29 protein-coding genes and 1 tRNA gene are annotated in these 26224 nt (G+C 60.7%); 25 read left to right on the plus strand and 5 right to left on the minus strand.

The window, feature by feature from the left end:
- The first annotated feature begins 30 nt into the window (after window positions 1–30).
- The 19 genes from KSY82_RS06090 (at window position 31) to KSY82_RS06180 (ending at window position 17271) form a co-directional block, all read left to right on the plus strand.
- Window positions 31–2064 (plus strand): ABC-F family ATP-binding cassette domain-containing protein, encoded by a 2034-nt coding sequence (locus tag KSY82_RS06090; protein ID WP_217750555.1) that lies wholly within the window; start codon window positions 31–33, stop codon window positions 2062–2064.
- On the plus strand, window positions 2051–2347 hold the full coding sequence (locus tag KSY82_RS06095; RefSeq protein WP_368042041.1) for a hypothetical protein: 297 nt from the start codon (window positions 2051–2053) through the stop codon (window positions 2345–2347). The genes KSY82_RS06090 and KSY82_RS06095 overlap by 14 nt, the downstream gene beginning before the upstream one ends.
- Before the next feature lie 9 nt (window positions 2348–2356).
- On the plus strand, window positions 2357–3040 hold the full coding sequence (locus KSY82_RS06100) for a site-2 protease family protein (protein WP_217750554.1): 684 nt from the start codon (window positions 2357–2359) through the stop codon (window positions 3038–3040).
- Window positions 3041–3124: 84 nt separating this feature from the next.
- Window positions 3125–3937 carry a segregation and condensation protein A gene (locus KSY82_RS06105; protein ID WP_217750553.1) on the plus strand — a complete coding sequence of 271 codons (813 nt, stop codon included), beginning with the start codon at window positions 3125–3127 and terminating at the stop codon, window positions 3935–3937.
- A gap of 11 nt (window positions 3938–3948) precedes the next feature.
- The gene (scpB, locus tag KSY82_RS06110; RefSeq protein WP_217750552.1) at window positions 3949–4677 is read left to right on the plus strand and encodes an SMC-Scp complex subunit ScpB; all 729 of its coding nucleotides are present in this window, start codon (window positions 3949–3951) and stop codon (window positions 4675–4677) included.
- A 22-nt stretch (window positions 4678–4699) separates the two neighbouring features.
- Window positions 4700–5629 (plus strand): pseudouridine synthase, encoded by a 930-nt coding sequence (locus KSY82_RS06115; RefSeq protein WP_217750551.1) that lies wholly within the window; start codon window positions 4700–4702, stop codon window positions 5627–5629.
- Between the two features lie 67 nt (window positions 5630–5696).
- Window positions 5697–6383, plus strand: a complete 687-nt coding sequence (gene cmk / locus KSY82_RS06120) for a (d)CMP kinase (protein WP_217750550.1) — start codon at window positions 5697–5699, stop codon at window positions 6381–6383.
- A 3-nt stretch (window positions 6384–6386) separates the two neighbouring features.
- Entirely contained in the window at window positions 6387–7115 is a 729-nt protein-coding gene (locus tag KSY82_RS06125; protein ID WP_055309923.1) for a lysophospholipid acyltransferase family protein, read from the plus strand.
- Window positions 7116–7117: 2 nt separating this feature from the next.
- Window positions 7118–8017 (plus strand): 4-hydroxy-3-methylbut-2-enyl diphosphate reductase, encoded by a 900-nt coding sequence (locus tag KSY82_RS06130; protein WP_148346665.1) that lies wholly within the window; start codon window positions 7118–7120, stop codon window positions 8015–8017.
- Between the two features lie 2 nt (window positions 8018–8019).
- Complete coding sequence (locus KSY82_RS06135) at window positions 8020–9462, plus strand: DUF512 domain-containing protein (protein WP_217750549.1); 1443 nt, start codon at window positions 8020–8022, stop codon at window positions 9460–9462.
- A gap of 10 nt (window positions 9463–9472) precedes the next feature.
- Window positions 9473–10807, plus strand: a complete 1335-nt coding sequence (gene der / locus KSY82_RS06140; protein WP_217750548.1) for a ribosome biogenesis GTPase Der — start codon at window positions 9473–9475, stop codon at window positions 10805–10807.
- Window positions 10800–11483, plus strand: a complete 684-nt coding sequence (plsY, locus tag KSY82_RS06145) for a glycerol-3-phosphate 1-O-acyltransferase PlsY (protein WP_217750547.1) — start codon at window positions 10800–10802, stop codon at window positions 11481–11483. The genes der and plsY overlap by 8 nt, the downstream gene beginning before the upstream one ends.
- 9 nt (window positions 11484–11492) lie before the next feature.
- Window positions 11493–12500, plus strand: coding sequence for an NAD(P)H-dependent glycerol-3-phosphate dehydrogenase (locus KSY82_RS06150; RefSeq protein WP_217750546.1), 1008 nt, complete (start codon window positions 11493–11495; stop codon window positions 12498–12500).
- 18 nt (window positions 12501–12518) lie between these two features.
- Window positions 12519–13190: a ribulose-phosphate 3-epimerase gene (rpe, locus tag KSY82_RS06155; RefSeq protein WP_117861906.1), complete on the plus strand. Its 672-nt coding sequence runs from the start codon at window positions 12519–12521 to the stop codon at window positions 13188–13190.
- 6 nt (window positions 13191–13196) lie between these two features.
- Window positions 13197–14375 carry a cysteine desulfurase family protein gene (locus tag KSY82_RS06160; protein WP_217750545.1) on the plus strand — a complete coding sequence of 393 codons (1179 nt, stop codon included), beginning with the start codon at window positions 13197–13199 and terminating at the stop codon, window positions 14373–14375.
- On the plus strand, window positions 14372–15181 hold the full coding sequence (locus KSY82_RS06165) for a Nif3-like dinuclear metal center hexameric protein (protein WP_217750544.1): 810 nt from the start codon (window positions 14372–14374) through the stop codon (window positions 15179–15181). Before KSY82_RS06160 ends, KSY82_RS06165 begins: the two co-directional genes overlap by 4 nt.
- Window positions 15178–15897 carry a zinc ribbon domain-containing protein gene (locus tag KSY82_RS06170; RefSeq protein WP_217750543.1) on the plus strand — a complete coding sequence of 240 codons (720 nt, stop codon included), beginning with the start codon at window positions 15178–15180 and terminating at the stop codon, window positions 15895–15897. Before KSY82_RS06165 ends, KSY82_RS06170 begins: the two co-directional genes overlap by 4 nt.
- Window positions 15898–15899: 2 nt before the next feature.
- Window positions 15900–17114, plus strand: coding sequence for a bifunctional phosphopantothenoylcysteine decarboxylase/phosphopantothenate--cysteine ligase CoaBC (gene coaBC / locus KSY82_RS06175; RefSeq protein WP_254881744.1), 1215 nt, complete (start codon window positions 15900–15902; stop codon window positions 17112–17114).
- An 80-nt stretch (window positions 17115–17194) separates the two neighbouring features.
- Window positions 17195–17271, plus strand: a tRNA-Pro gene (locus KSY82_RS06180).
- A gap of 510 nt (window positions 17272–17781) precedes the next feature.
- Here KSY82_RS06180 and KSY82_RS10550 read toward each other — a convergent pair.
- From KSY82_RS10550 to KSY82_RS10625, 3 genes are all read right to left on the minus strand, one after another.
- The gene (locus KSY82_RS10550; protein WP_161145413.1) at window positions 17782–18474 is read right to left on the minus strand and encodes a DUF6273 domain-containing protein; all 693 of its coding nucleotides are present in this window, start codon (window positions 18472–18474) and stop codon (window positions 17782–17784) included.
- Window positions 18475–18732: a hypothetical protein gene (locus KSY82_RS06190; protein ID WP_161161951.1), complete on the minus strand. Its 258-nt coding sequence runs from the start codon at window positions 18730–18732 to the stop codon at window positions 18475–18477.
- Window positions 18733–19019: 287 nt separating this feature from the next.
- Window positions 19020–19238 (minus strand): DUF6290 family protein, encoded by a 219-nt coding sequence (locus tag KSY82_RS10625; RefSeq protein ID WP_438265358.1) that lies wholly within the window; start codon window positions 19236–19238, stop codon window positions 19020–19022.
- A gap of 262 nt (window positions 19239–19500) precedes the next feature.
- Here KSY82_RS10625 and KSY82_RS06195 point away from each other — a divergent pair, with 262 nt between their 5' ends.
- From KSY82_RS06195 to KSY82_RS06220, 6 genes are all read left to right on the plus strand, one after another.
- The gene (locus KSY82_RS06195) at window positions 19501–20205 is read left to right on the plus strand and encodes a CDP-alcohol phosphatidyltransferase family protein (RefSeq protein WP_138374202.1); all 705 of its coding nucleotides are present in this window, start codon (window positions 19501–19503) and stop codon (window positions 20203–20205) included.
- A 66-nt stretch (window positions 20206–20271) separates the two neighbouring features.
- Window positions 20272–20706, plus strand: a complete 435-nt coding sequence (locus KSY82_RS06200) for an FHA domain-containing protein (protein ID WP_006236002.1) — start codon at window positions 20272–20274, stop codon at window positions 20704–20706.
- Between the two features lie 3 nt (window positions 20707–20709).
- The gene (gene ftsR, locus KSY82_RS06205) at window positions 20710–21588 is read left to right on the plus strand and encodes a transcriptional regulator FtsR (RefSeq protein WP_138112611.1); all 879 of its coding nucleotides are present in this window, start codon (window positions 20710–20712) and stop codon (window positions 21586–21588) included.
- A 40-nt stretch (window positions 21589–21628) separates the two neighbouring features.
- Window positions 21629–22159, plus strand: a complete 531-nt coding sequence (locus tag KSY82_RS06210; protein WP_217750542.1) for an adenine phosphoribosyltransferase — start codon at window positions 21629–21631, stop codon at window positions 22157–22159.
- A gap of 32 nt (window positions 22160–22191) precedes the next feature.
- A complete protein-coding gene (locus KSY82_RS06215) occupies window positions 22192–23319 on the plus strand; it encodes a coiled-coil domain-containing protein (RefSeq protein ID WP_138374201.1) in 1128 nt (375 codons plus the stop codon).
- Window positions 23320–23483: 164 nt separating this feature from the next.
- Window positions 23484–24350, plus strand: a complete 867-nt coding sequence (locus KSY82_RS06220) for a DegV family protein (protein WP_138112615.1) — start codon at window positions 23484–23486, stop codon at window positions 24348–24350.
- Window positions 24351–24423: 73 nt separating this feature from the next.
- Here KSY82_RS06220 and KSY82_RS06225 read toward each other — a convergent pair whose 3' ends face one another.
- Both KSY82_RS06225 and KSY82_RS06230 read right to left on the minus strand, forming a co-directional pair.
- A complete protein-coding gene (locus tag KSY82_RS06225; protein WP_171021459.1) occupies window positions 24424–25035 on the minus strand; it encodes a DUF1836 domain-containing protein in 612 nt (203 codons plus the stop codon).
- A 153-nt stretch (window positions 25036–25188) separates the two neighbouring features.
- On the minus strand, window positions 25189–26127 hold the full coding sequence (locus tag KSY82_RS06230; RefSeq protein WP_217750541.1) for an NAD(P)/FAD-dependent oxidoreductase: 939 nt from the start codon (window positions 26125–26127) through the stop codon (window positions 25189–25191).
- Between the last annotated feature and the right edge of the window lie 97 nt (window positions 26128–26224).

The following is a 26224-nucleotide window of genomic DNA, read 5'->3' on the forward strand; positions in this document are numbered from 1 at the left end:
ATATAGGCACACAAGGTCAAAGGCGGCACCATGATCCTCCTGGTCGACAAGATCGAAAAAAGTTTCGGCGCGCGCGTCCTCTTTAGTGGCGCGTCCTTCCAGATCAACCCCGGCGAGCGTTTTGCGCTCGTGGGACCCAACGGCGCCGGCAAAACCACCATGCTCAAGATCATCATGGGCATCGACAGCCCCGACGCCGGCATGGTCCAGTATGCAAAGGACTGCCAGGTAGGCTACCTGGAGCAGGAAACCAACCTTGAGCAGAAGGACACCACCATCCTTGCCGAGGTCATGGCTGCCGCCAAGGAAATCCGCCGCATGGGCGAGCGCGCCAACGAGCTGCAGGCCCAGATCACCGAGCTCTCCGAGCAGGGCAAGGACGTCGACGCACTCCTTAACGAGTATGGCCAGGTCCAGGACCGCTTTGAGCACCTGGGCGGCTACGAGCTCGAGAGCAACGCGCGCAAAATCCTGTCCGGCCTGGGCTTTAAGGTCACCGATTTTGAGCGCCCGTGCTCCGAGTTCTCGGGCGGCTGGCAGATGCGCATTGCGCTTGCCAAGCTCTTCCTGCGCCACCCCGACCTGCTGCTTCTGGACGAGCCCACCAACCACCTGGACCTCGAAAGCGTCCAGTGGCTGCGCGGCTTTATCGCCAACTACGACGGCGCCGTCCTCATCGTCAGCCACGACCGCGCCTTCATGGACGCCTGCGTCGACCATGTCGCCGCACTCGAAAACCGTCGCGTGACCACCTACACCGGCAACTACAGCAGCTACCTCAAGCAGCGCGAGGACAACCTGGAGCAGATGCGCGCCAAGCGCGCCGCCCAGGAGCGCGACATCGCCCACATGCAGGTCTTCGTCGACAAGTTCCGCTACAAGCCCACCAAGGCCGCCCAGGCGCAGGAGCGCATTCGCAAGATCGAGCAGATCAAAAAGGAGCTCGTCATCCTGCCCGAGGGTCACAAGCACATCGACTTTAAGTTCCCCGATCCGCCGCGCTCCGGCGATATGGTCGTGGGCCTGGAGGGCGTCTCCAAGTCCTACGGCGACAAGCACATCTACAGCGGCATCGACCTCAAACTCTACCGCGGTGAACACGTGGCGCTCGTCGGCCCTAACGGCGCCGGCAAGTCCACGCTCATGAAGATCCTCGCCGGCCTGGAGCCGCCCACCACCGGCACCCGCGATCTGGGCACCAACGTGGGCGTGGCCTATTACGCCCAGCACGCGCTCGAGGGCATGACCGAGTCCAACACTGTCCTACAAGAGATCGACACCGTTACGCCCAAATGGACCGTGCCGCAGCAGCGCAGCCTGCTGGGCGCCTTCCTGTTTAGCGACAACGACGCAATCGAAAAGCAGGTACGCGTCCTCTCCGGCGGCGAAAAGGCACGCCTGGCGCTTGCCAAAATGCTCGTGGCCCCCGAGGCGCTCCTGTGCCTGGACGAGCCCACCAACCACCTGGACATCGACTCGGTGGACATGCTCGAGAACGCCCTGCAGAACTTCCCCGGTACCATTGTGCTGATCAGTCACGACGAGCACCTGGTGCGCGCCGTTGCCAACCGCATCATCGACATCCGCGATGGCAAAGTCACAGTCTACGACGGCGACTACGACTACTACCTCTACAAGCGCGAGGACCTCGCAGCCCGCGCCGCCGCCGAGGCGGCAGGGGAGAGCGCGCCCGCCGCGGCCAAGCCCACCAAAGCTAGCGCCGCCCAGCCCGACACCCCCGCCACCGCCTCCAAGCCCGCCGAGGGCAAAAAGACCAAGGAGCAAAAGCGCGCCGAGGCCCAGGCCCGCGCCGCACTCAACAAAAAGCTCAAGGGCGTGCGCAACCAGCTCAAGAAGATCGAGGCGGAGCTCGATAAAAAGCGCGCCCGCTATGACGAGCTTATGGAATTGATGGCAAGCGAAGAGCTTTATGCCGATCAAGACAAGTTCAACGCGGCGCTGGGGGAATATAACGGCCTTAAGCAAGAGCTTCCCAAGCTCGAGGACGAATGGCTGGAGCTTTCCACCCAGATCGAAGAGGAGACCGCGCGTGAACTCTCGTAAGGCCACTGCTGTGGCGATGAGCATCATCGCTATCGCTTGTCGCATCTGCGGCATCTTTATGAGCGCGATGACCGTGCTGCTGTGCTTTAGCGGCCTGACCGCCAAGCTGCAGATCGTGGGCTTTGTCGTTGAGCTTTCGCGCGCGCTGCCGAGCGCCATCGCCGGCTACGGCGTCATCACGTCGCCCTTTGGCGGCGTGTTCCGCCCGGATTACGCCATCGTCGCTGTGATCCTGTTTGTGGCCGATTACCTGCTCACGCGCGCCTCGCGCCGCGTCCGCTAGGAGAGCGCCATGTCCAGCAGCTACATCATGAACCTGCTCGCCAGCGCCGTCGCCGTCATCGTTGGCATCGTCATTCACGAGAGCGCGCACGCCGCCGCGGCCTGGGCTCTCGGCGACAAAACGGCGCGCTCGCGCGGACGCGTATCGCTCAACCCGCTCAACCATATCGACCCGTTTGGCACCATCATCTTGCCGCTGCTCATGCTCGCCGCAGGCGGTCCCGTGTTCGCCTTCGCCAAGCCCGTGCCCGTCTACCTCAACAACCTCAAGCACCCCAAGCGCGACGAGGTCCTGGTGAGCGCGGCCGGCCCCGCATCGAATATCGCGCTCGCGTGCCTGGCTGCAGCCCTCATGCACCTGGCCTATGGCAACCTCTACGCCAGCATGTCCTTTGCTGTGGCGTCTCATATCATGAACTTCGGCGCCACGTTTATCGTGGTTAACCTGTCGCTTGCGTTCTTTAACCTTATTCCGATTCCGCCGCTTGACGGCTCGTCTATCATCGTGCCGTTCCTTAAAGGCAAGGCGCTGACCAACTACTACCACCTGCAGCAATACGCTATGCCCATCCTCATCCTAGTGCTGTACCTGCTGCCCATGTGGACCGGCATCGATGTGATCGGCCGCTATTTCGACGTTACCGTGTATCCGCTCGCTGAGCAGATGCTCAACTTCGCAATCGCCGGCATCTAAGGTAAACTTACAGGTCGACCGTGCAAAACGGTCGCAACATGCACCCAAACCGCGCCGCGAAGGCGCCGTCAAAGGAGGTCGAAGATGTCGTATCGCGTGTCGACGCAGGTCTACAGCGGACCGTTCGACCTGCTGCTGCAGCTGGTAACCCGCCAAAAAGTAGATATCGGCGCCATCTACATCAGCGAGGTGGCCGAGCAGTACCTTGCCGAGGCCGAGCGCATCGAGGCGCTGGACCTTGACGTGGCGAGCGACTTTTTGCTGGTCGCGGCAACCCTTTTGGACATCAAGGCTGCCTCTCTGGTGCCGCAGGAGGCCCCGCGCAAAGCCGATGACGACGATGACGAGTTCGACGAAGACCTCGAGGAGCTCAGCACGCTCGACGGCGACGCCTTGCGCGAGGTCCTGATCCAACGCCTGATTGCCTACAAACAGTTTAAAGGCGCGGCTGCGGCCCTCGGTGCCCGCATGCAGGCCGAAAGCCGCATGCACCCGCGTGTGGCCGGCCCCGACCCCGAGTTCTTGGGCCTCATGCCCGACTACCTGGCCGGCATCACCCTGCGCGGCCTCGCCGTCATCTGCGCCGACCTGGACGGGAAGCGACAGACCTTCTTGCTGGAGGCCGAGCACGTGGCACCCCATCGCGTTCCGCTCGACCTGACGGTGGCCTCAGTCGACCGCTTTACCATGGCGCACCAAACCTGCACCTTCCGCGAGCTACTGGACGGCGATGCCACCACCGAGCAGCTCGTCGTCACCTTCCTAGCTATGCTTGAGCTCGCCAAGCGCGGCTCGCTCACGCTGAGCCAGGACGAGATCTTTGGAACCATCCGTATCAACCGCGTCGAAGGCGCCGAGGCCTATGTGCCCGGCGAGGGCCCCGAGCTCACCGAATAGGAGCCGCAACCATGTCAACCCTTTCCACGCTGGAGGCAAACAGCCTCAAAGGCGCCCTCGAGGCGCTGCTGCTGGTGTCAAGCGACCCAGTGAGTGCGCCCGCGCTGGCCGGCGCACTGGATATCGCCCCCGGCGAGTGCGCGTCGCTGCTCGCCGAGCTCAAGGTTGAGTACGAGGAGGCCAACCGCGGCTTTCAGCTGCGCGAGGTCGCCGGCGGCTGGCGCCTGTTCACGCACCCCGCCTACCACGACGTGGTCGAGGCCTATGTGTTGAGCTGGGACACGCAAAAGCTGTCCCAGGCGGCGCTCGAAACCCTGGCCGTCATCGTATACCACCAGCCCGTAACGCGCGAGGTGGTCAAGGGCATCCGCGGCGTCAACTCAGACGGCGTCATCGCGTCGCTCGTGGACAAGGGTCTGGTGCGCGAGCTCGGCCGTGACCCCCAGCGCGGTCAGGCCATCATTTACGGCACGACCAACGCCTTCTTGGAAAAGTTCGGTCTGCGCTCCACCCGCGACCTGCCCGATCTGGAGCAGTTTGCCCCCGACGAGCAGTCGCGCCAGTTTATCCGCGAGCGCCTGAGCGGCCGCAGCATTCAGTCTACGCTCGAGGAGCAGGCCGAGGACCTGGACGAAGAGCGTGAACTGCTCGATACCGATGTTGAAGATGTTGAGGCAGTCGAGGACTTGGAGACCCTGGTCGTCGACGAGACCTCGGAGGATTTGCATGACGAGGACTAACGAAGTAGGGGAGACGCGCGCCATGGGCAACGCAGCACCCGCAACCGACGCCCAGCCTGTCTATCCGCACACCATGCGCCTGCAGCGCTTTTTGGCACGCGCGGGCGTGGCGAGCCGTCGCGGCTCAGAGGACCTGATGACCGCTGGCCGCGTGACCGTCAACGGCCAGGTCGCGACCGAGCTGGGCACCAAGGTCGATGTCGACCACGATCACATTGAGGTCGACGGCATGCCCGTCAAGCTCGACCAGGGCGCCGTATACCTGATGCTCTACAAGCCGACCGGCTACCTCACCACCATGAGCGACCCGCAGGAGCGCCCTTGTGTGGCCGACCTGGTCCCGCGCGACCGCTTTCCGGGGCTCTTTCCGGTGGGCCGCCTGGACCGCGACACCACGGGACTGTTGCTCTTCACGACCGACGGCGACCTTTCGCAGGACCTGCTGCATCCCAGCAAGCATGTCTATAAGACCTACCAGGCACTCGTGGATGGCCAACTGACCGATCGAGACTTGGAACCACTCCGCCGCGGCATCGAGCTCGACGACGGCCCGTGCCAGCCGGCAATCTGTCGCATCATCAACGCGCGCGAGGCTGAAGCCGTGGCCCCGCAGGGTGTGAAGCCCGGTACCACCGCCGTGGAGGTCATCATCCGCGAAGGCCGCAAGAACCAGGTCAAGCGCATGCTGAGCAAGATCCACCACCCGGTGATCCGCCTGCACCGCTGCAACTTTGCCGGCCTGGAGCTCAAGGACGTGGCCAAGGGCTCGTGGCGCGAGCTCACCGACCGCGAGGTGCAGATCCTCATGGCCGGCGGCATCCCGCCCAAGCAGGCGAGCTCCAAGCGCAACGGCGGCAAGCCCCAAGACACGCCTGCCAGCCGCACGCGTCACCACGGCAGCCATGGCTCAGCACCCAAGCGCAACACCTACCGCGAGCGCTACACGGGCTAGGCAAACCCGCCGCGCCCCAACGCCCGCGAACCATACCAGCACGTCAACCATCGAAAGGAAGCATTGCATGATCGTCGCCATCGACGGCCCCGCCGGATCCGGCAAGTCCACCATCGCCAAGGAGATCGCCCGTCAGCTTGGCTTTAACAAGCTCGACACGGGCGCCATGTATCGCGCCGTCACCTTCGCCGCGCTCGACCGCGGCATCGATCTGGATAACGAGGCGGCCATCGACGCTCTCGCCGAGCAGATTGAGATCTGCTTTACCAACGGCACCGGCGAGGACACGCGCCTGACCATCGACGGCCAAGACGCTTCGGCCGCCATCCGCACCCCGCAGGTCGACGCCAACGTGTCCAAGGTCTCGGCCTATCCGGGCGTGCGCGCCGCCATGCTCATCCACCAGCGCCGCGCCGCCGAGGACCGCGATATCGTGGCCGAGGGTCGCGACATCGGCACCGTCGTGTTCCCTAACGCGCAGGTCAAGGTCTTCCTGACCGCCGACCCGCGTGAGCGCGCCCGCCGCCGCGTGCTGCAGCGTCACCAAAACGACGCCCAGCCGCTCAGCACAGCGCAGCTCGAGGCCGAGGTCGACGAGACCCTCGACGCCCTTAAGCAGCGCGACAAGCTTGACAGCAGCCGCGAGGTCGCCCCGCTCGTGCCCGCCGAGGACGCCGTGCACGTCGACTCCACCGCCCACACCATCGACGAGGTCGTCTCGATAATCGAGGACCTTATCAACCAAAGGAGGTAGCCCATGCGCCTGTTTCAGCAGACGCCCGAGGACTATTACAACGCCCCCTACGCCGAGTTTCCAGCGCTCATCCGCGGCACCGTCGTCGTAGTCATGGCCATCCTTTGGGCCTTCTCCAAGCTCATGTGGCGCTGGAAGGTCGAGGACGCCGATCTTCTGTTTGAGCGCCAGGAAGGCCGCGGCAGCGTGGTCATCTGCAACCACACCTCGATGGCCGAGCTCTTGGCCGTGGAGACGGCGCTGTTCTTTGGGGGCCGCCGCATTCGTCCCATCTTTAAGTCCGAGTTCGCCAAGAGCAAGATTGTGCGCTGGGCCTTTAGCCACGTTGGCGGCATCCCCGTCGAGCGTGGTACTGCCGATATGAAGTGCCTGCGCGCCGCCCAGCATGCGCTGCAGCGCGGCGAGGACGTCCTGATCTTCCCCGAGGGCACACGCATCCGCTCGCGCGAGATCAAGCCCGAGGTCCACGGCGGCTTTGCGCTCATCGCCCAGATGGGCAAGGCGCCCGTCAACCCGCTCGCCATCTGCGGCTGGTCCGACATCACGCCCGCAGGCAAAAAGCTCATGCGTCCCAAGAAGTGCTGGATCCGCGCCGGCAAGGCCGTCTCGCTTTCCGACGCACCGGCTGGGCTTAAGCGCACGGAGCGCCTGGAATGGTTTGAGTCCGAGGCCATGAACCGCGTCTACGCTATGCGAGACGAGCTGTGCGCCGAGCATCCGGGCAGGTTCTAGCCATGAGCGAGAACGTTACGAACACTGCCGCGACCGCGTCCGACCAGGCAACAGCGCCTACCATCGAGATCGCCGCACACGCCGGCACTTGCTACGGCGTACAGCGTGCGCTCGATATGGCGCTGGCCGCCGCGCCGCAGGCAGGGGAGTGCACTCAGGTTCATACCTTGGGTCCGCTCATCCATAACCCCATCGTGGTACGCGAGCTCGCTGAGGCAGGCGTTGGCTTGGCCGAAACCCTGGATGACGCCGCAACCGGCACCGTGATCATCCGCGCCCACGGCGTGGTGCCGCAGGTAATCGATGCTGCCCGCAAGCGCGGCCTAAACGTGGTCGACGCCACCTGCCCCTACGTGAAGAAAGTCCATATGGCAGCCGAGCGCCTGGTGCGCGAGGGCTACCGCGTGGTGGTCGTAGGCGAGCCGGGTCACCCCGAGGTCGAGGGCATTCTTGGCCACGCCGGCAAAGATGCACAGGTCGTGAGCTGTGCCGCCGACGCCAATGCCTTGTCGCTCAAGGGCAAGGTAGGCCTCGTCGTGCAGACCACCCAGACCGCGCAGAACCTCGCCGAGGTCGTGGCAGCTATCACCCCGCGCGTGCAGGAGCTGCGTGTGATCAACACCATCTGCGCCGCCACGAGTGAGCGTCAACAGGCAGCAGCCGCACTTGCCAACCGCTGCGACTGCATGGTAGTCGTGGGCGGCAAGAACTCGGGCAACACCCGCCGCCTGGCGCAGATTTGCGCAGACGCCTGCGAGCGCACGTATCACATCGAGGAAACTTCCGAGCTCCAGGCCGCGTGGTTTACCGACGCTCACCACATCGGTATCACCGCCGGAGCCTCCACCCCGCAAGAACACATCGAACGCGCCGTCACGCGCATCAAGGAGCTTTGCTGCTAACCATGGACCAGACCGTACCCGCATACGCCGCCGAGGTGGCCGATTACGGGCGCAGCCGCGACCCCGAGCCGGGTGAGGGCGCGCTCGTTAAGAACGTGCGTCCCGAATCGCCCGCATGGGATGTGGGTATCGAGCCGGGCATGCGCGTGCTCACGGTCAACGGCGAGCAGCTTACCGACATGATCGTGTGGCTCTGGGAGGCAGACGACGACACGGTCGACCTCGAGGTTTTCGACCCGCGCGATGGCACCGTCACCCCCGTGGAGCTCGATCGATTTCCCGGAGAGGATTGGGGTCTGGAGTTCGACGGCCCCATCTTCGACGGCATGCGTACCTGTGTGAACGCCTGCGTGTTCTGCTTTATGACGATGCTCCCCAAGGGCGGCCGCTCCACGCTCTATATTCGCGACGACGACTACCGCCTGAGCTTTTTGCAGGGCAACTTTGTCACGCTTACGAACCTCACCGACGAGGACGTGCAAAACGTCATCCAACGCAACATGAGCCCTATGAACGTGTCGGTCCATGCCGTGAGCCCCGACGTCCGCCGTCGTATGATGGGCCGCAACGCCCAGCGCGGCATGGACGTACTCGAGGCCATCATGGCCGCCGGCATCGAGATTCACGCGCAGATCGTGTTGTGCCCCGGCATGAACGACGGCGAGGAGCTGGAAAAGACCCTGCGCTTTTGCGAGGAGCACGAGCAAATCACAAGCCTGGGCATTGTGCCGCTCGGTTTTACCAAGCATCAAAACCGCTTTAGCTGGTCATACAGCGACAAGCCCGAACTGGCGCGCGAGACCATTGCCATGATCCGTCCCTACCAGGACCGCGCCTTCGAGCGTTTTGGCCGCCACACCTTCCAGATGAGCGACGAGTTCTACCTGGACGCCGGCATCGATCCGCCCGAGGCGGACTTTTACGACGGCTATCCGCAGTACTACGACGGTATCGGCATGATCCGCTCATACCTAGACGAGACGGACGATGTGCTTGCCGCCGATGCCGAGCGACTGGCCCGCGTCCGCGAGGCCATCGCCGCTCGCAGCCAGCACCTGCTGTGCCTCTCGGGCGCCAGCGCACGCGACACCGTGGCACGTTTCGTGGAATCGCCGCAGGGGCTCGCCGGCACCGTCACGGCCATCAAGAATCGCTACTTTGGCGGCAACGTGGACGTGACCGGCCTCATCGTCGCCTGCGACATTCTGGAACAGCTGCCGCAGGACCTCTCGGGGGTTATGCTCTTTGTGCCTAAGCTCATGTTCAACGCTGACGGCATGACGCTTGACGAGTATCATCGTGACGATTTACTCGCAAGCCTTACCAGTCGCGGCGCCGAGGTTCATGTGGTGTCGACCATGCCGCATGAGCTGCTCGATACCCTGGAGCACTTCCTTGGCATTGTGCCTGCCGACTCTAACACTTCCACTGACCCTACCCATTAAAGGAGTGCAGATGAAACCTATCGTCGCCGTCGTCGGACGCCCCAACGTGGGCAAGTCCACGCTCGTTAACCGCCTGGCCCAGACCTCGGACGCCATCGTCCATGAGTCCCGCGGCGTCACGCGCGACCGCTCGTACCACACGGCCGATTGGAACGGCCGCGAGTTCACCATCGTCGACACGGGCGGCATCGAACCGCTCAAGAGCGATGACGTCTTCGCCACGTCCATTCGCGACCAGGCCCTCGCCGCCGCCGAGGAAGCCGCCGTCATCCTGTTTGTGGTCGACGGCCGCACCGGCGTCACCGAGGAGGACGAGTCGGTCGCTCGCATGCTCAAGCGCTGCGACAAGCCGGTCTTTCTGCTGGTGAACAAGCTCGACAACCCCGATCGCGAGAACGACAGCATCTGGGAGTTCTATTCGCTCGGCATCGGTGAGCCCACGCCGCTCTCGGCCCTGCACGGCCACGGCACGGGCGACCTGCTCGACGACATCGTGGCCCTGTTGCCCGAGGAGGAGGACGAGATCGCCGACGAGTTCCCCGACGCGCTGAACGTCGCCATCATCGGCCGCCCCAACGCCGGTAAGTCCTCGTTGTTCAACCGCATCCTGGGCGCCGACCGCTCTATCGTGTCCAACATCGCCGGCACGACGCGCGACGCCATCGACACCGTCGTGGAGCGCAACGGTAAGCACTACCGCATGGTCGATACCGCGGGCATCCGCAAGAAGAGCACTGTGTACGAGAACATCGAGTACTACTCCATGGTCCGCGGCCTGCGTGCCATCGACCGCGCCGACGTGGCGCTGCTCGTCGTCGATGCCTCCGTGGGCGTCACTGAGCAGGACCAGAAGGTCATGGGCTTGGCCATCGAGCGCGGCTGCGCCATCGTGGTGCTGCTCAACAAGTGGGATCTGCTCGACGACGACCGTAAGCGCGAGGCCTGCATGGAGACCATCGACCGCCGTCTGGGCGTCATGGCTCCCTGGGCCCAGTACCTGCGCATCTCTGCCCTGACCGGCCGCAGCATCGAAAAGATCTGGGGCATGGTCGATGCCGCCGAGAAGACGCGTTCGCAAAAGATCAGCACTTCGCGCCTTAACACATTCCTCACCGACCTGCGCGAGTTTGGCCACACCGTGGTGGACGGCAAGCGCCGCCTGCGCATGCACTACGTGACCCAGACGGGCGTCAACCCGCCAACGTTCACGTTCTTCGTCAACCACAGCGACCTGGTCAACGACACCTACCAGCGTTACGTAGAGAACCGCATGCGCTCGACCTTCGACTTCGCCGGTACGCCCATTCGACTCTTCTTTAGGAAGAAGGAGCAAAAGGATGCTTAATCCGATCCTGCTGACCGCCATCTGCGCCGTGGTCTCGTTCTTTATCGGGGCGATTCCGTTTGGCCTGATCCTGGGCCGTGTGTTTAACCACACGGACATTCGCAAGGCGGGCTCCGGCAACATCGGCACCACCAACGCCCTGCGCGTAGCCGGCCCCAAGGTGGCCGCGCTCACGCTGCTGCTCGACTGCCTTAAGGGCGCTATCTGCGTCCTTATCGCCCGTCCGCTCATCGCGAGCGTGGGCTATGGCTTCCCTGTGAGCATCATGGCTCCCGGTGCCGCCGGCGACTGGATGCTCGGCGTCATTTGCCTGGCTGCTGTTTGGGGACACATCTTCTCGCCCTACCTTAACTTCCACGGCGGTAAGGGTATCGCCGTGGGCCTGGGCGTGATTCTTGCTTGGTACTGGCCCATTGGCCTGTCGCTGCTTGGAATGTTTATCGTGGCTGTCGCCATTACCAAGTACGTGTCGGTGGGCTCACTTGCCGCCGCCATCGGTCTTCCCATCGCTGCCTGCGCGGTCTTTCCGTACAGCAGCCTGGGGCTCAAGTTTTGCATGGCGATGATCGGCATCACCGTGGTGTGGGCCCATCGCTCGAATATCCAAAAGCTCATGGCCGGTAAGGAGTCCAAGCTCTCGTTTACCAAGCGCGTCACCGAGCCCGACGATAAGTAGGAGAGAGTCATGAATGTTGCGCTGATTGGCTCCGGCTCCTGGGGAACCGCCGTCGCCGGCCTTGCCGCTGCGCGAGCTGCGCGCGTGACCATGTGGGCCCATAGCGAGCAGACGGCCGCCGGCATTAACGGCGAGCACCGCAACCCCCGGTATCTGGTGGACTACACGCTGCCGGAAAACGTTGTCGCCACGACGGACCTGGCCCAGGCGCTCGACGGCGCCGACGCCATCATCTTTGCCGTGCCTTCGACGCACCTGCGCGACGTCTGCCACCAGGCGGCGCCGTTCATCGCGGACGAGACGCCGGTTCTGTGTCTCACCAAGGGCATCGAGCCCGAGTCCGGCCTGCTCATGAGCGAGGTCATCGCCAGCGAGATCGGCAACGAGGCGCGCGTGGCGGCACTCTCGGGCCCCAACCATGCCGAGGAAATCTGCCGTGGCGGACTTTCTGCAGCCGTCATTGCCAGCGAAGATCCGCAGATAGGGGAGACCTTTAAGGAACTGCTGCTTTCCACTGCCTTCCGCATCTACCTGTCGCAGGACATGACCGGCGTCGAGGTCTGCGGCGCCATGAAAAACGTCATCGCTATCGTATGCGGCATCTCTGCCGGCTCGGGTGCGGGCGATAACACGCTCGCCCTCATCATGACGCGCGGTCTGGCCGAGATCAGCCGCCTGGTGCACGCCCGCGGCGGCCAGGCCATGACCTGCATGGGGCTTGCCGGCATGGGTGACCTTATCGCTACCTGTACCTCCGAGCATTCGCGCAATCGCACCTTTGGCTTCGAGTTTGCCCATGGCGTGTCGCTCGACGAGTACCAGGCACGCACGCATATGGTGGTCGAGGGCGCCGTCGCGGCCCGCAGCGTCAGCGAGCTTGCCCGTTCACTGGGCGTAGACATTCCGCTCACCTTTGCCGTGGAGCAAACGCTCTACAACGGTGTTACTTTGGATAGAGCGCTCGAGATCCTTACCGACCGCGTCCCCTCTCAAGAGTTCTACGGACTCGCCGACTAGCGCAGAAAGGCTACTACCATGGGTTCCATCAAAATCGCTCCGTCCGTCCTTTCGGCCGACATGGCCAACCTGAAGGGCGAGCTCGACAAGATCGCCGGTGCAGACTACGTGCACTTCGACGTCATGGACGGTCACTTTACCGGCAACCTGACCTTTGGCGTCGATATCCTCAAGGCCATCAAGCGCTCCACCGATGTGCCGGTCGACGCGCACCTGATGGTGTCGAACCCCGACGAAACGGTCGATTGGTACGCCGACGCCGGTGCCGATATGATCACCGTGCACTACGAGGCCTCCACGCACCTGCACCGCACGCTCACGCATCTGCAGCAGCGCGGCGTCAAGGCCGGTGTGGTGCTCAACCCCGCCACCCCCGTGTGCGTTCTCGAGAGCATCATCGACGTCGTCGATATGGTGCTGCTGATGAGCGTGAACCCCGGCTTTGGCGGCCAGAGCTTTATCCCGGGCACCATCGCTAAGCTCCACGAGCTCAAGGCGATGTGCGAGCGTCACGGCGTTTCGCCCCTCATCGAGGTCGACGGCGGCATCTCTTCCAAGAACATTGCCGAGGTCGTCAAGGCCGGCGCCAACGTGCTCGTTGCCGGCTCCGCCGTATTTAAGTCCGAAGATCCCGCCGCCGAGGTTGCGCTGCTGCAGAAGCTGGGCAACGAGGCCGCACAGGAGGCATAAACCCTTATGACCGCAGGTCAAAACCGCATACCCGTGAATCTTGACTTCGCCGCCTCGACGCCTATGCGCGCCGAGGCGCTCCTTGCGCAGCGCGAGTACGACGACAGCGAGCTTGCCGGCGTCAACCCCAACTCGCTGCATTCGCTCGGCCGCAAGGCTGCCGCGCGTCTGGAGGTTGCACGTCGCGAGATCGCCCGCAGCTTTGGCGCGCGCGTCCGCCCGTCCGAGATTGTACTGACCAACGGCGGCACCGAAGCCAACCAGCTGGCACTGCTCGGTCTTGCCGAGGGCGCTCGTCAGCGCGATCGCAAGCGCGATCGTGTAATCGTTTCGGCCATCGAGCACGATTCGATTCTGGACAACCTGCCGTTGCTGCGTGCCGCCGGCTTTACCGTCGACCTGGTGCAGCCCTGCCGCATGGGCTACATTGAGCCTGCCACGCTTGTCGAGCTGCTAGGCGACGACGTGGCGCTCGTGAGCATCATGGTTGCCAACAACGAGACCGGCGTGGTGCAGCCCATCCGCGAGCTTGCCGCGGCCACGCATACCGTTGGCGCCCTGTTCCACACCGATGCCATCCAGGGGTATCTGCATATTCCGCTCGATGTCACCGAGCTGGGCGTCGACGCCATGTCCGTCGCAGCCCACAAGATTGGCGGTCCCGTGGCATCTGGCGCACTCTACCTTAAGAACCGCACGCCGCTGCGCCCGCGCATCTTTGGCGGCGGACAGGAGGCCGGTCGTCGTGCCGGCACGCAAGACCTGCGAACGCAGCTCGCCTTTGCCGCTGCCGCCTCGTCTCTGACGCCCCATGTGGCTCAGGAGCGCGCGAAGCTGCAAGCCCTTTCCGACAAGCTCTACGCCACGCTTACGGCCCACCAGCGCATTCACGCCACCATGGGCGACTACGCACAGGCCGATCGCCTGCCGGGCATGGTGTCGATCTACGTTGATGGCATGGACTCCGAGGAGCTCATCGTCAAGCTCGATGCCGCCGGCTTTGAGGTTTCGGCCGGCTCGGCGTGCTCGAGCGGCAGCATGGACCCGAGCCATGTGCTCAGCGCCATGGGCATTGGTCGCGAGCAGGCACTAGGTGCACTGCGCATTTCCTTTGACGACCGCGTGAATCCGGACGATCTGGACGAGTTTGCCCAGACGCTGCTCTCGATCGCAGGTGCCGCATGATCGTCGCCGAGCTCGAGCGCGCGCTACTGGCACGCTATCCCAAGACGGACACCGAGCCCTGGGACCACGTAGGACTCTCCGTTGGCGATCCGGCCGCGGAGATCACCGGCGTTGCCTGCGCACTCGATGCGACTGAGGCTAATGTTCGCCGCGCCCAAGAAGCAAGCGCCAACGTGCTGCTGACGCATCATCCCATATACATCAAGGCACCCGAGGCCTTTTGTCCGGCGGATGCCACACGTCCCCAATGCAGCGCGGCGCTCTACGAGGCAGCGCGTTGCGGCGTGAGCATCATATCGCTCCACACCAACCTGGACCGCTCGCACGAAGCCCGTGTCCGCCTGAGCAAGCTGCTGGGTGCTGCACCCGTAAGCTCACTGGAGCACGTGGACGACCCCGAAGCCACCGGCCTGGGCGCGCTTGCAACGCTCAACGACCCGTATACGCTGCGCGATCTTGCCGCCCGTGCTGCCACGGCCTTCGGAAGCGACCCGCGCGTATGGGGCGATGCCGAGCGCCCGTGCCGCACCGTCGCCATTCTGGGCGGCTCCCTGGGCGACTTTGGCGAGCTCGCCATCGCCGCGGGTGCGGATGTCGTCGTGACGGGCGAGGCGGGCTATCACGTGGCGCAGGACCTCGCTCTGCGCGGTCTGGGCGTCATCTTGCTCGGCCACGACCGCTCCGAGGAGCCGTTCGTTGATATATTGATGAACTCTGCAGTTGACGCCGGGGTCAACCCCCGTCATGCGATTAAAATACAGAACCCTTGCCAATGGTGGACTGTGACAAAAGGAGAGAACTTATGAGCGCCGGCGCTACGCTACTCAAGCTGCAACAGATCGATTTGGAGCTCGCCCGCAACAAGAGCGAACTTGCCAATATGCCGGAGCTCAAGGAGCTCGCTTCCAAGCGCAAGACCTATGTGAAGCTCAAGTCCGAGATGACCAAGCTCTACGCCCAGCGCAAGGATCTGGACATTGAGCTCGACGATCTCAACACCACCGAGATCCAGACCAATAACGCCATCGAGGCAGCTAAGAAGCGCCACGTTGACGGCTCCGACTACCGCGAGGTACAGGACCTGGAAAACGAGCTCGCCACCCTGGCCAAGCGCCTGGACAAGATTGAGCACACCCGCAAGGATGTCGTTGTCGCCCATAAGGAGGCGCTCGACCGCGAGACCCGCGCGCAGGCCATCATCGCCAAGTTCGAGGAGGGCGTGAAGGCCGATACCAACGCCGCCCGCGCCAAGGCTGCCGACCTGCAGGCTCAGATCGAAGCCGCCACTAAGGAGCGCACCGCTCTTGCCGCCACGCTGCCGGCCGACGTGCTCACCGACTACGAGCGTCTGCTCAAGCAGTTCCGCGGCTTGGCCGTCGAGACCATCCAGGGCAACATCCCCACGGTCTGCCACACCGCGCTGCAGGCATCGTCCATGAGCGACCTCAACCACGACGGTAGGTCAATTACGCACTGCCCGTACTGCCACCGCCTCCTGGTGCTCCCGAGCAAGGAAGCCTAGCGATGACGGCGGCATCCAACAATTCAATGCAACTTGAGGGAAAAACGATCCTGCTGGGCATTACCGGCGGGATCGCCGCCTATAAGTCGTGCAATATCGTGCGCCTGCTGCAAAAGCGCGGCGCACGTGTCAAAGTCGTTATGAGCGAGCATGCCACGGAGTTCGTGGGCCCGCTCACGTTCCGCGCGCTCACCAATGAGCCGGTCGCGGTTGGGCTATTCGACGACCCGTCTGACCCCATCCACCATATCTCGCTTGCGCAGGAGCCCGATCTGGTGGTCGTGGCGCCCGCGACGGCCAATATCATCGCCAAGATGGCCAACGGCATCGCCGATGACCTTATTTCCACCACGCTGCTTGCGACGCCGCGACCCATCGTGATCGCACCCGCTATGAACAACGGCATGTGGAAGGCGCCGGCGACGCAGGCCAACATGGCCACGCTGCGCGAGCGCGGTGTCCATGTTGTGGGACCCGGCAGCGGCTACCTTGCCTGCGGCGACGTGGACACGGGACGCATGAGCGAGCCCGAGGACATCGTCGAGGCTGTCTGTGAGGTGCTCAAACCCGTGCCTCAGTACCTGGCAGGCAAGCGCGTCGTCATCACTGCCGGCCCCACGCACGAACCAATCGACCCGGTGCGATTCATTGGCAACCGCTCATCAGGCAAGATGGGCATCGCCCTGGCAGGGGAGGCCGCTCGCCGCGGTGCTGCGGTCAAGCTTGTGCTGGGACCGACATCGCTCGATGTCCCCCGCGGCGTGGAGTGCGTGCGCGTGCAGACCGCCGCTGAAATGCTGCAGGCAGCGCTCAGCGCCTTCCAGACGGCCGATGCGGCAATTTGTGCGGCCGCCGTCGCCGACTATACCCCCGCCACCCCTGCGGACCATAAGCTCAAAAAGGCCAACGAACGCCTGGATCGCATCGAGCTTGTCGAAACGGTCGATATTTTGGCCGAGCTCTCGCGCCAGAAGGGCAAGCGGTGCGTAATCGGATTTGCGGCCGAGACCGATAACGTTGTCGAGTACGCCGAGCGCAAATTGGCCCGCAAGGGCTGCGATGCCATTATCGCCAACGATGTCTCGCGCGCCGATTCGGGCTTTGGAACCGACACTAACAAGGCCTGGATTGTGAGCACAACGGGGACGCAAGAACTTCCCGTGCTAACAAAACCCCAGCTCGCAGATACAATTTTGGACTTGCTTCAAAATTTATAAAAAAGTTCTTGCACAAGTCTAAAGTTTCGGGTTAATATACTCCCTGTTGCAAGCGAGAGCAGAGCAACAAACATAAGCTTCGGGACGTGGCGCAGCTTGGTAGCGCACTTGACTGGGGGTCAAGGGGTCGCTGGTTCGAATCCAGTCGTCCCGACCAGAAGTTTGCAGGTCAGGCACCTAGTGCCTGACCTTTTTTGTTTTAAGCAATTGCTTAATTTTGATTAAGCAACAGGGTGCCAAAAAACTACCTGCGCGATAATCGCTTTTTGCGGTTACTTGCGCGTTTTGCACGCGCTTGAGCCGATTTATTAACGCGACATGAATCTACATACGCGTAGCTGGTATACAGACGAGTACAGGCTGTATTTATCGCGGCGATTTACGCAGATATGGCGACTGTAACGAACTAGTGTGTCGCTGTATTTATTCCAGCAGTTCACTTGATCTGTGGACAAGTGAGCGGTTACAACAAAACGCCAACCAGGATGGACTCCATACGAGGATGCCGCAAAGGTAATGGCGGGGAAGTGCGGCAGGCGCTCTGAGAGCCGCTGTATGCCCCCATTTCTCCTCAACCCGATTACCTGTACAATGAACCTCGAATTGTTTGAGTAATCGCCAAAAGAAAAGCCCTCGCAGGATTGCGAGGGCTTTGCGATGAAAGAGATCAGAAGCAGAAAGCGGGGAGGACATAAAACGAGTCCGTCGCGCTGTAGCTGTAGCAAATACCGCCGCTTTGAACATAGCGAAAGGATGTGGAGCTGCGCGGTCTCACGGAACGAGTCCAGTGGCTATAGCCTGATGCACCGGAATAGTTCGACCTCGTCACGCCCTTGGATTTGTAGCACTCGTACTGGATGCCGTCAGATTGCATATCCCCGTATACTTCGGTTGCCGAGAGCAGAAAAACCTTGTCGGTCGTCGCCGAGGGGGCACCGCCCCCGTTACCGCCAACGTTATCGGTTGTCTTTGTGACGGGTTTCACCTTTGACTGGAGCTCGCTGGGCAGGAGCAACCAGAGGTCACCGCTGTTGAGGCGGGTACGGAGCTCGGACTTATCCCAACCACCGGCATTGGTGTCCGTAGCGTTCATTCTCTGGCTACCCAAGGCAGAGTTGGTCGCCTCGAACGTCAAGCCTGCCATGCCGCTACCATCGGCCAAGTCGTCGTGGTTGATGCCGATGATACGGTACTCGAGCGTCTTGCCATTGGTCAGCTTCATCGAGAACTTGGTGCCGGCATCCATGGCGGCCTTGGCCTTGGCGTAGGCGATAGACGATGTACCGTTCTTGGCAATGTCTTTGGCAACCGCCTCCTGCTCGTCGAGGGTCCAGTCCTTCGCATCCTTGGCGATGGCCACCTAGACGGCCGCGGAATCGGCGCCTGCGGAGCCGCCACCGGACGCGCCTCCCTCGACGCCGCCGACCGTCCCATTGTTCACCGTGTTGCCGACCAGGTTGGACTGGTTTCGGATGGCTCCGGCCACGCCGGGTCCCGCGAACACGATGACCAGGCCGATGACGGCAATGATCAGGACGTACTCGATAATTGATTGCCTTCGGAAGCGGGTCGTTTCAGGAGCGACCCCCCCCCGAAGGTTAATTGCCGCTGCATGCATATACGGCTCCCTTCACTCGGGGTTTGCAATACGAGCCGAGCGTAGGGCTATTCCAAGTATTTGCAACGGTCTTGACGCTGCGGCAACGATGACGGCAGGGGAGAAAGTCATGCGCTATTAGCGCGGCTATAACGTCCGCTTCGAATGCCGACCGTATTCATATCGAGGCAGCCATTTCATACCTTCAGAAAGACAACTGAAAGCCGCAAAAAAGCGGGACCCGGCTATAAGCCGAACCCCGCCCAAGAGAAGCCTTTAGAGCCGAGACAGACAACGCGTGTGGACAATCACTCAGCCTCCACCGCCATGCGCACGACCTCTTCCATCGGGTAGCGAGTGCCGCCGTCCCCGTCCAAAGCCTCGTTGTAGGCCTCGATGTCCGCCATGTCCTCAGCCTTCTCGAACGCGGCCCTTCTCACGAACTCGGAAAAATACCAAACAGCCGATCCATACTGTTTTTTTCTGTGATGGAAAAGGTATATCCCGTCGTCATGGCAATAAAGCACATAGCAAATGATACCCCTGTCAGTAAAGAACGATTGATTGCGGCAAACACAATCGGCAGAAGCAGGGTAAAGCAAATCGTCTTAAAATATGGTTTTACCAATGCAATATTCGACATGTTTGGAGGCTGATGTACACGAATGCGAAATCCCCGCCGCCTAAAAGCGCCCTCCACATGTCTGGACTCTCTATGCTTACGCTGGATAGACATCGCCGGAACGGGTATAGTATCGAAAGTTTTGTCGTTAACCAGCGGGGAGTCCTGTGGGCATCAAAAAGAAGATCAAAAAGGAGCTTATCGGCACTTCCGATTACCCGTCGAATAAGATCTTTACGATCTCCAATTTCATCACCTTTACGCGCCTGATCCTCACCCTGGTATTTCTGTACCTGTTTGTGACGGACAACAACCGCGTCATCGCCATCGTTATCTACGCCGTTGCCGCCTCCACCGACTGGATGGACGGTCAGATCGCTCGCATGACTAAGACGGTCTCATGGCTCGGCAAGGTCATGGATCCCATTTGCGACCGTGCGCTGCTGTTCACCGGCGTCTTGGGGCTGGTGGTCCGCGGAGAGCTGCCCATCTGGGTCTGCGTGCTCATTATTGGCCGCGACATCTATCTGGGCATCGGCACGCTTATCGTGCGCCATTATCACCGTCGCCCCATCGATGTTGTCTTCCCCGGAAAGATTGCCACAGCGCTGCTCATGACCGGCTTCTCGCTCATGCTGCTCGGGTTCCCCGTTATTGACGGCCTGCATCTTTTACCTTCAGCCCTTACGGCCTTCCCGGGCCTCAACGGAAGCTCGATGCCCCTCGGCATCTTCTTTGTGTACGGCGGCGTGATCTTCTCCATGCTCACCGCTGTCATCTACTCCATTAAGGGCGGAGCGGCCATTAAACAGGCTCTCACGCATCCCGAGGACGAGGACATCGACTTTCTGAACCCTGAAATCGAAGACTGATTCGTTGGGGTATGATTACGTACGGTTCATTATTTGCGGCACGTCCGCGATAAGTTAGGGGTTGTCATGGACAACATGGTTAACAATATGCCTCAGAATGATAAGACTGCTGACGCTACCTGCGTATTCCGCGTGCCTTCAAGCGACGTCACCGTTCCCGACCTCATGGCCAACGTGCGCATCACCGCCCCCGTTCTGTCCATCGTCAAGGGTCCGCAGACTGGTGCCGCTTTTGAGCTCGAGGATGACGTGACCACCATTGGCCGCGATCCCGCGAACGGCATCTTCCTCAATGACATGACCGTTTCGCGCAGCCACGCGCGCATTATTCGCGAGGGCCTCGGCGCTCGCATCGAGGACTTGGGCTCGCTCAATGGCACCTGGGTCGACGGTGCCATCGTCAATGCAGCCCCGCTGCACGACGGTTCTTCCGTCCAGATCGGTACGTTTACGCTCATCTACCACGAGAGCACGCCGGAGCGCATCGAAACCGGTGAGTAGGGCATGGCCGAACGCAACTATCTGAGTATCGGCCAAGTCGTCAACCTACTTCGAGGCGCATACCCCGATCTTTCGAACTCAAAAATTAGATTTCTAGAGGATGAGGGGCTCATTACCCCTCATCGTACGCCTAAGGGATACCGTCAGTACTCCAAGGAGGACGTTGATCGCCTGGAGGTCATTCTGCACCTGCAGAAGACCCGCTATATGCCACTCAACGTGATTAAGCAGCGCTTGGAAAACGCCACGGACCTGTCAACGCTCGCTTACGAGGTGGGCTTGCTGTCCGATGTTCCGCTCAAGACGGAGCCCAAGGAGACTAAGCAAAAGCTGCATCCTATCGAGACCATTCCCGATATGCTGGGCGTCGAGATTTCGTTTATCCGCTCGCTCGCCGAGAACGACCTCATTCGCATCATCAAGAGTCCGCAAAATCGTGAGCTCGTCGATGGTCGCGATTTCCCGATCATCCGCTACTGCTCCGAGCTGTCACGCTTCCATATCGAGCCGCGCAACCTGCGTCAGTACGTGTCTTCCGCCAACCGCGAGTCCTCGATGTTTGAGCAGGTGCTCGTGAGCATGCTCGGCATGGACACCTCCGATGACGAGCGCGACGCCAAGCTCGAGCGTGCGTTTAAGAAGCTTCACGACCTGACGGAGGGCGTGCACACCGCGCTGCTCAAGAACCGCGTTTTTGAGTCGCTCAACGCCGTGGTCGAGGACGCCGACATCGATGCACTCGATGAGGAAATCACTCGCTCCGAGTCAACCAAGGCCAAAAACGAAGAGATAGGCGCGCCGGCTTCGCACGAGGATTCCCTCGTAAAGCCGCTCAAGGTCGTCACCCCTTCGCAATCCGGCACCGCCACCGCGGGCAAATAACAGCTGCCGCTTATCCGGCAACCCATTGAAAGGTCATGCAATGTACGACTTCGAATCTCAAATCGTCGACATCCCCGACTATCCCGAGCCCGGAGTCATCTTTAAAGACATCACGCCGCTCTTTGGCAATCCCGAGGCGCTCAAAGCCATGACCGATGCCCTCGCCGAGCACTTTGCCGGCATGGGAATCACCAAGGTCGTGGGTCCCGAGGCTCGCGGCTTTATGGTTGGCGTACCGGTGGCTGTAGCCCTTGGCGCCGGCTTTGTTCCCGCACGTAAACCTGGCAAGCTACCGCGCGAGACCGTAAGTCAGAGCTACGAGCTCGAGTACGGCACCGATTCAATTGAGATCCATGTCGACGCTATCAGCTCTAAAGATACCGTGTTGATTCTGGACGACTTGGTCGCGACGGGCGGAACCGTCGAGGCAACAGGTAAACTGGTGCGAGATATGGGCGCAAAGCTTGTCGGTTACGGTTGTATCCTTGAGCTTGCGTTTCTCAACCCGCGCGAGAAGCTCACACCGTCTAATGACGATGTGGAGCTCTTTAGCCTGGTGACGGTGGACTAGCCGTTACCCTTAGTTACTGGAAAGGAAGCTACATGCGCACAGCAAACACGCACAAAAACATGGCACGCTGCGCTGCTACGGCAACCCTCGCTTGTGTTTTGGGCTTGGGCCTCGCGGCTCCTGCCTACGCCGATACCGCATCCGACCTTGCCGCTGCTCGTACGAAGCTCGAGCAGATCGGTACCCAAACTCAGCAGATTTACGATGAGCTCGCCACGCAGACGCAGGCGCTCGATCAGACTGCTGGCGAGATCACGCAAAAGCAGCAGGAGATCGCCGATGGTCAGGCCAAGCTCTCGACCTATGTCGCCGGCGAGTACAAAACCGGCGGTCTGAGCCTGCTTCAGGTTCTGACGGGCGTCGATGACCTGAGCGATATGCTCAACCGTCTGTTCTACTACGGCAAAGTTTCCGATAAGCAGGCTCAGACCATTCAAGAGGTCAAGGAGCTCAAACAGCAGCTCACCGATAAGCAGGCCGAGCAGGAAAAGAACGTCGCCACCACGCAAAAGAAGGTCGACGAGCTTAACGCCCAGCAGGCTGAAGCACAGAACGTCGTAAACTCTCTGGATTCACAGCTGCAGGCTGAGCTTGCCGCTGAGGCCGAGGCCAACGCCGCGCTGCAGGCCGGCATCAACGCCAGTACCGCCGAGAAGGCCACGGTGAGCAACGAGACTGCCGGTGCGACCGAGAACACCAACAACGGTGGCCAGACCAGCAATAACAACAACCAGGGCGGCAACACTCCGGCTCCTACGCCGGCACCTGCTCCGACACCGCAGCCCTCCACGCCTGCCCCGGCTCCGACGCCTTCTGCTCCGAGCCAGTCCGTCGATGGCGGTTCTGTTGTCTCGCGTGCATACAGCAAGCTTGGTTGCGCCTATTCCTGGGGCGGAATTGGCCCGAACAGTTTCGACTGCTCTGGTTTTGTTAGCTATTGCCTCACTGGTCGCTATTGCCGCCTGGGCACCACGGGCACCTTTATGGGCTGGACGCGTGTGTCCGATCCGCAGCCCGGTGACGTTGTGGTCAACTCGTACCACACCGGCATTTACATCGGTGGTGGTCAGATGATTCATGCTTCCGACTACAACACGGGTGTTATCATCAGCTCCGTTGCCGCCGGCATGAACAACAACTACATTTTCGTGCGCTACTAAGTATTCAGATAAAGCAAACGGATATGGACCTCGTGGCTTTGAGTCATGGGGTCCATTCTTTTGCCTTTAGTGCAGTCCGCTATCTAGTTTTGAATACTAGATAGCGGCCCAATCGGTCTGCAAGATGGCTATAATTGAATGGGAACGATTAGAAAGGACCCTCTATGAGCTGGGCACTTATCTCCGATTCAAGCTGCAACCTCCGCGATTGGCAACCGATCGCACCCCATACCACCTTTGCATTTGCTCCCCTCAAAATTCGAGTGGGGGAGCGTGAATTCGTCGATGACCTTTCGCTCGATGTTCATGAGCTCAACTGCGCTGTTCAGGCGGAGACGAATGCCTCTTCGAGCGCTTGTCCCAGCGTGGGGGAGTGGGCCGAGCTCTTCAAATTGGCAGACAAGACCATCTGCATGCCGATCTCTGAGGGCGTGTCGGGCAGCTACAACGCGGCAGCCACGGCTCGCGATATGGTTCTTGCCGAGGAGCCCGACCGACAGATTCATCTAGTCAATTCACGCGCAGCTGGCGGCAAAATGGACCTCATTTTCTTGCTGTTCGACCGCTATCTTGCAAGCAATCCGAATGTCTCATTCGAGGATGCTTGCGCATACTTCGATAGCCTTGAACAGAACAGCAAAATCCTCTTCAGTTTGTGCAATTACGAAAACCTCGCCAAAGCCGGACGTATCCCTAAGGCAGCCGGCGTCATTGCCAACAAGCTCAATATCCGCATTTTGGGCACGGCGAGTGAGGCCGGTAAAATCGAACTCGTCGGACACACGCGTGGCGAAAAGAAGATGCTCAACAAGATCATCGACACTATGGAAGCCGAGGGCTTTACGGGCGGTGAGGTCATCATCGATCACGTTGAGAACGAAGCTGGAGCCCAGGCGCTTACTGATCGCATAGTCGAACATTGGCCCTGCTCCAAGACCATCATCATGCCCTGCAACGGCCTGGATTCCTATTACGCCGAGATGCACGGCCTGATCATCGGCTACGGCATGGGCGTAGCTTCGGGCAAATAAAGTCCAACCAAGCAAAAAAACGGGCGGGACAAAGCGACAGATGGCTCTTTGTCCCGCCCGTTTTATACGTCGGCTAGCTATTAAACCCGTTGAACTTGAGATAGCTCATCAAGTAAGCCTTCGAAACAAAGGATGAAACCGCGCTGCGCACAAGCAGCGACTCACGCGTTACCTGATGCGCCGTATCGGGAACCGGCGTCTGCTCGACGGAAAACGCCGAACGAATCGATGCCTCGAGCTGATCGACCACATAATCAAAGGCCGTCGGGGCATCGTAGCTCAAACGCTGAATGTTAAAGAGTGCCTGCACCGCAGCAATAGGTAGCACCTGCTTAAAGATGCAGATAGCGATCAGGCGGGCAATCTGCTCGCGGCCATATTGCTTTTTGACCGGAGCAGGCACCAGGCCGACCTTCACGTAGTTATTGATCATCGATGGCGTAATGACAGGCTGCTCAACGCAAATGGACAGCGGCTCCATCCACAGCGCAACATACTCAATAACCTGGTCGCGGTAGAGCGTCACATTGGGCAACTGGTTATAGCGCGGCAGACTCAACGTATTAAGTTTGCGCACGATATCGGACTGAATAAATGCATCGGGCAGCACAGTGGGCTGAATATCCTCAGGCTTAATGCTGACCGATGTATCGGACATCGGGATAACGCGTTTGGCGTGGTTCATAAGGATCCTCCGTTCATTAGCTATATTGTATTCTAGGTTATCTAGTTTTGCATACCATATAGCCGGCAAGATAAATGGCGGGATAGTGCACTGATGCATCATCCCGCCATTTAGTTAATTGATAGCAACCTTACATAAGATATATTATCGTACTTATCCGCGGAGAAACGCGTATGCGCTGGTTGCCGCTATGGCTCCGTCAGAAACGGCGGTCACAACCTGGCGTAAACGCTTGGAACGGATATCGCCAGCGGCAAATAGACCTGGCGTGCGGGTCGCCATGGATTCATCAGTCAGAATGCCGCCATCAGGCGCCAGATCGACTAGATGCTCAACAAGTTCGGTATGGGGTTGCGTCCCGGTATAGACAAAGATGCCAAAAGAGCCGGGTTCAAATGACTCGGTATGAATTTCCCCGGATGAATTGTCCTTAAAGGCGATCGTCGTTGGCATGGCTTCGCCCGAGAGCTCCACAATACTAGTTTGGTACCTAACTGTAATATTGTCCTTTTCGAGTACTTTCTGAACAACACCATCAGGCGCACGGAACTGGTCGCGGCGCAGCACAATGGTCACACTGCTGGCAATGTCTGACAGGAACAGCGCCTCTTCACATGCCGAATTGCCACCACCGATTACAAAGACCTGTTTGCCGCGGAAGAACATGCCGTCACATGTTGCGCAATACGAAACGCCACGACCGCGATACGTATCCTCGCCAACGAAACCTGCCGGACGCGGCGTGGCACCCATGCAAGCGATAACGCTCGAGGCCAGCGTATCGCCCATGTCGTGATGCACCGTAAACAGCGCTGCATCGGCATCGTAATCGATACCCGTAACCATGCTCCATGCGACCTGCGCTCCCAGGCCCTCTGCATGCTGCTGAAAACGCTCGCCGAGTTCGGCGCCACTCAAGAGCGGAATGCCCGGATAGTTCTCGACTTCATTGGTCGTGGCGATCTGTCCGCCCGACATGCCCTGTTCAAACACGGTCGTCGTTAGGTTGGAGCGCGCCGCATAAATGGCCGCAGCATAGCCCGCAGGGCCGCCACCGATAATCGCAACATCGATCGGATGATGGGTAGTCATGGAATATCCTCTCGTCGATACATTGACGTTCTTTGCGCTCATACCCAAATTTACGTGAACATGACACTCATGCACTACAATGATAAATCGCGTAACA

It is taken from the genome of Collinsella aerofaciens (assembly GCF_019131995.1).
GTDB lineage: Bacteria > Actinomycetota > Coriobacteriia > Coriobacteriales > Coriobacteriaceae > Collinsella > Collinsella aerofaciens_S.

Bases quoted from the DNA above. Each gene is read 5' to 3' on its own strand.
- KSY82_RS06225 (WP_171021459.1), bottom strand. From the start codon at position 25,035: ATGAACCACGCCAAACGCGTTATCCCGATGTCCGATACATCGGTCAGC.
- KSY82_RS06100 (WP_217750554.1), top strand. From the start codon at position 2,357: ATGTCCAGCAGCTACATCATGAACCTGCTCGCCAGCGCCGTCGCCGTC.
- cmk (WP_217750550.1), top strand. From the start codon at position 5,697: ATGATCGTCGCCATCGACGGCCCCGCCGGATCCGGCAAGTCCACCATC.
- KSY82_RS06215 (WP_138374201.1), top strand. From the start codon at position 22,192: ATGCGCACAGCAAACACGCACAAAAACATGGCACGCTGCGCTGCTACG.
- scpB (WP_217750552.1), top strand. From the start codon at position 3,949: ATGTCAACCCTTTCCACGCTGGAGGCAAACAGCCTCAAAGGCGCCCTC.
- KSY82_RS06220 (WP_138112615.1), top strand. From the start codon at position 23,484: ATGAGCTGGGCACTTATCTCCGATTCAAGCTGCAACCTCCGCGATTGG.
- plsY (WP_217750547.1), top strand. From the start codon at position 10,800: ATGCTTAATCCGATCCTGCTGACCGCCATCTGCGCCGTGGTCTCGTTC.
- KSY82_RS06230 (WP_217750541.1), bottom strand. From the start codon at position 26,127: ATGACTACCCATCATCCGATCGATGTTGCGATTATCGGTGGCGGCCCT.
- KSY82_RS06210 (WP_217750542.1), top strand. From the start codon at position 21,629: ATGTACGACTTCGAATCTCAAATCGTCGACATCCCCGACTATCCCGAG.
- KSY82_RS06190 (WP_161161951.1), bottom strand. From the start codon at position 18,732: ATGCATGCAGCGGCAATTAACCTTCGGGGGGGGGTCGCTCCTGAAACG.
- ftsR (WP_138112611.1), top strand. From the start codon at position 20,710: ATGGCCGAACGCAACTATCTGAGTATCGGCCAAGTCGTCAACCTACTT.
- KSY82_RS06135 (WP_217750549.1), top strand. From the start codon at position 8,020: ATGGACCAGACCGTACCCGCATACGCCGCCGAGGTGGCCGATTACGGG.
- KSY82_RS06090 (WP_217750555.1), top strand. From the start codon at position 31: ATGATCCTCCTGGTCGACAAGATCGAAAAAAGTTTCGGCGCGCGCGTC.
- KSY82_RS06165 (WP_217750544.1), top strand. From the start codon at position 14,372: ATGATCGTCGCCGAGCTCGAGCGCGCGCTACTGGCACGCTATCCCAAG.
- KSY82_RS06125 (WP_055309923.1), top strand. From the start codon at position 6,387: ATGCGCCTGTTTCAGCAGACGCCCGAGGACTATTACAACGCCCCCTAC.
- der (WP_217750548.1), top strand. From the start codon at position 9,473: ATGAAACCTATCGTCGCCGTCGTCGGACGCCCCAACGTGGGCAAGTCC.
- coaBC (WP_254881744.1), top strand. From the start codon at position 15,900: ATGACGGCGGCATCCAACAATTCAATGCAACTTGAGGGAAAAACGATC.
- KSY82_RS06130 (WP_148346665.1), top strand. From the start codon at position 7,118: ATGAGCGAGAACGTTACGAACACTGCCGCGACCGCGTCCGACCAGGCA.
- KSY82_RS06160 (WP_217750545.1), top strand. From the start codon at position 13,197: ATGACCGCAGGTCAAAACCGCATACCCGTGAATCTTGACTTCGCCGCC.
- KSY82_RS06115 (WP_217750551.1), top strand. From the start codon at position 4,700: ATGGGCAACGCAGCACCCGCAACCGACGCCCAGCCTGTCTATCCGCAC.
- KSY82_RS06105 (WP_217750553.1), top strand. From the start codon at position 3,125: ATGTCGTATCGCGTGTCGACGCAGGTCTACAGCGGACCGTTCGACCTG.
- KSY82_RS06150 (WP_217750546.1), top strand. From the start codon at position 11,493: ATGAATGTTGCGCTGATTGGCTCCGGCTCCTGGGGAACCGCCGTCGCC.
- KSY82_RS06170 (WP_217750543.1), top strand. From the start codon at position 15,178: ATGAGCGCCGGCGCTACGCTACTCAAGCTGCAACAGATCGATTTGGAG.
- KSY82_RS06200 (WP_006236002.1), top strand. From the start codon at position 20,272: ATGGACAACATGGTTAACAATATGCCTCAGAATGATAAGACTGCTGAC.
- rpe (WP_117861906.1), top strand. From the start codon at position 12,519: ATGGGTTCCATCAAAATCGCTCCGTCCGTCCTTTCGGCCGACATGGCC.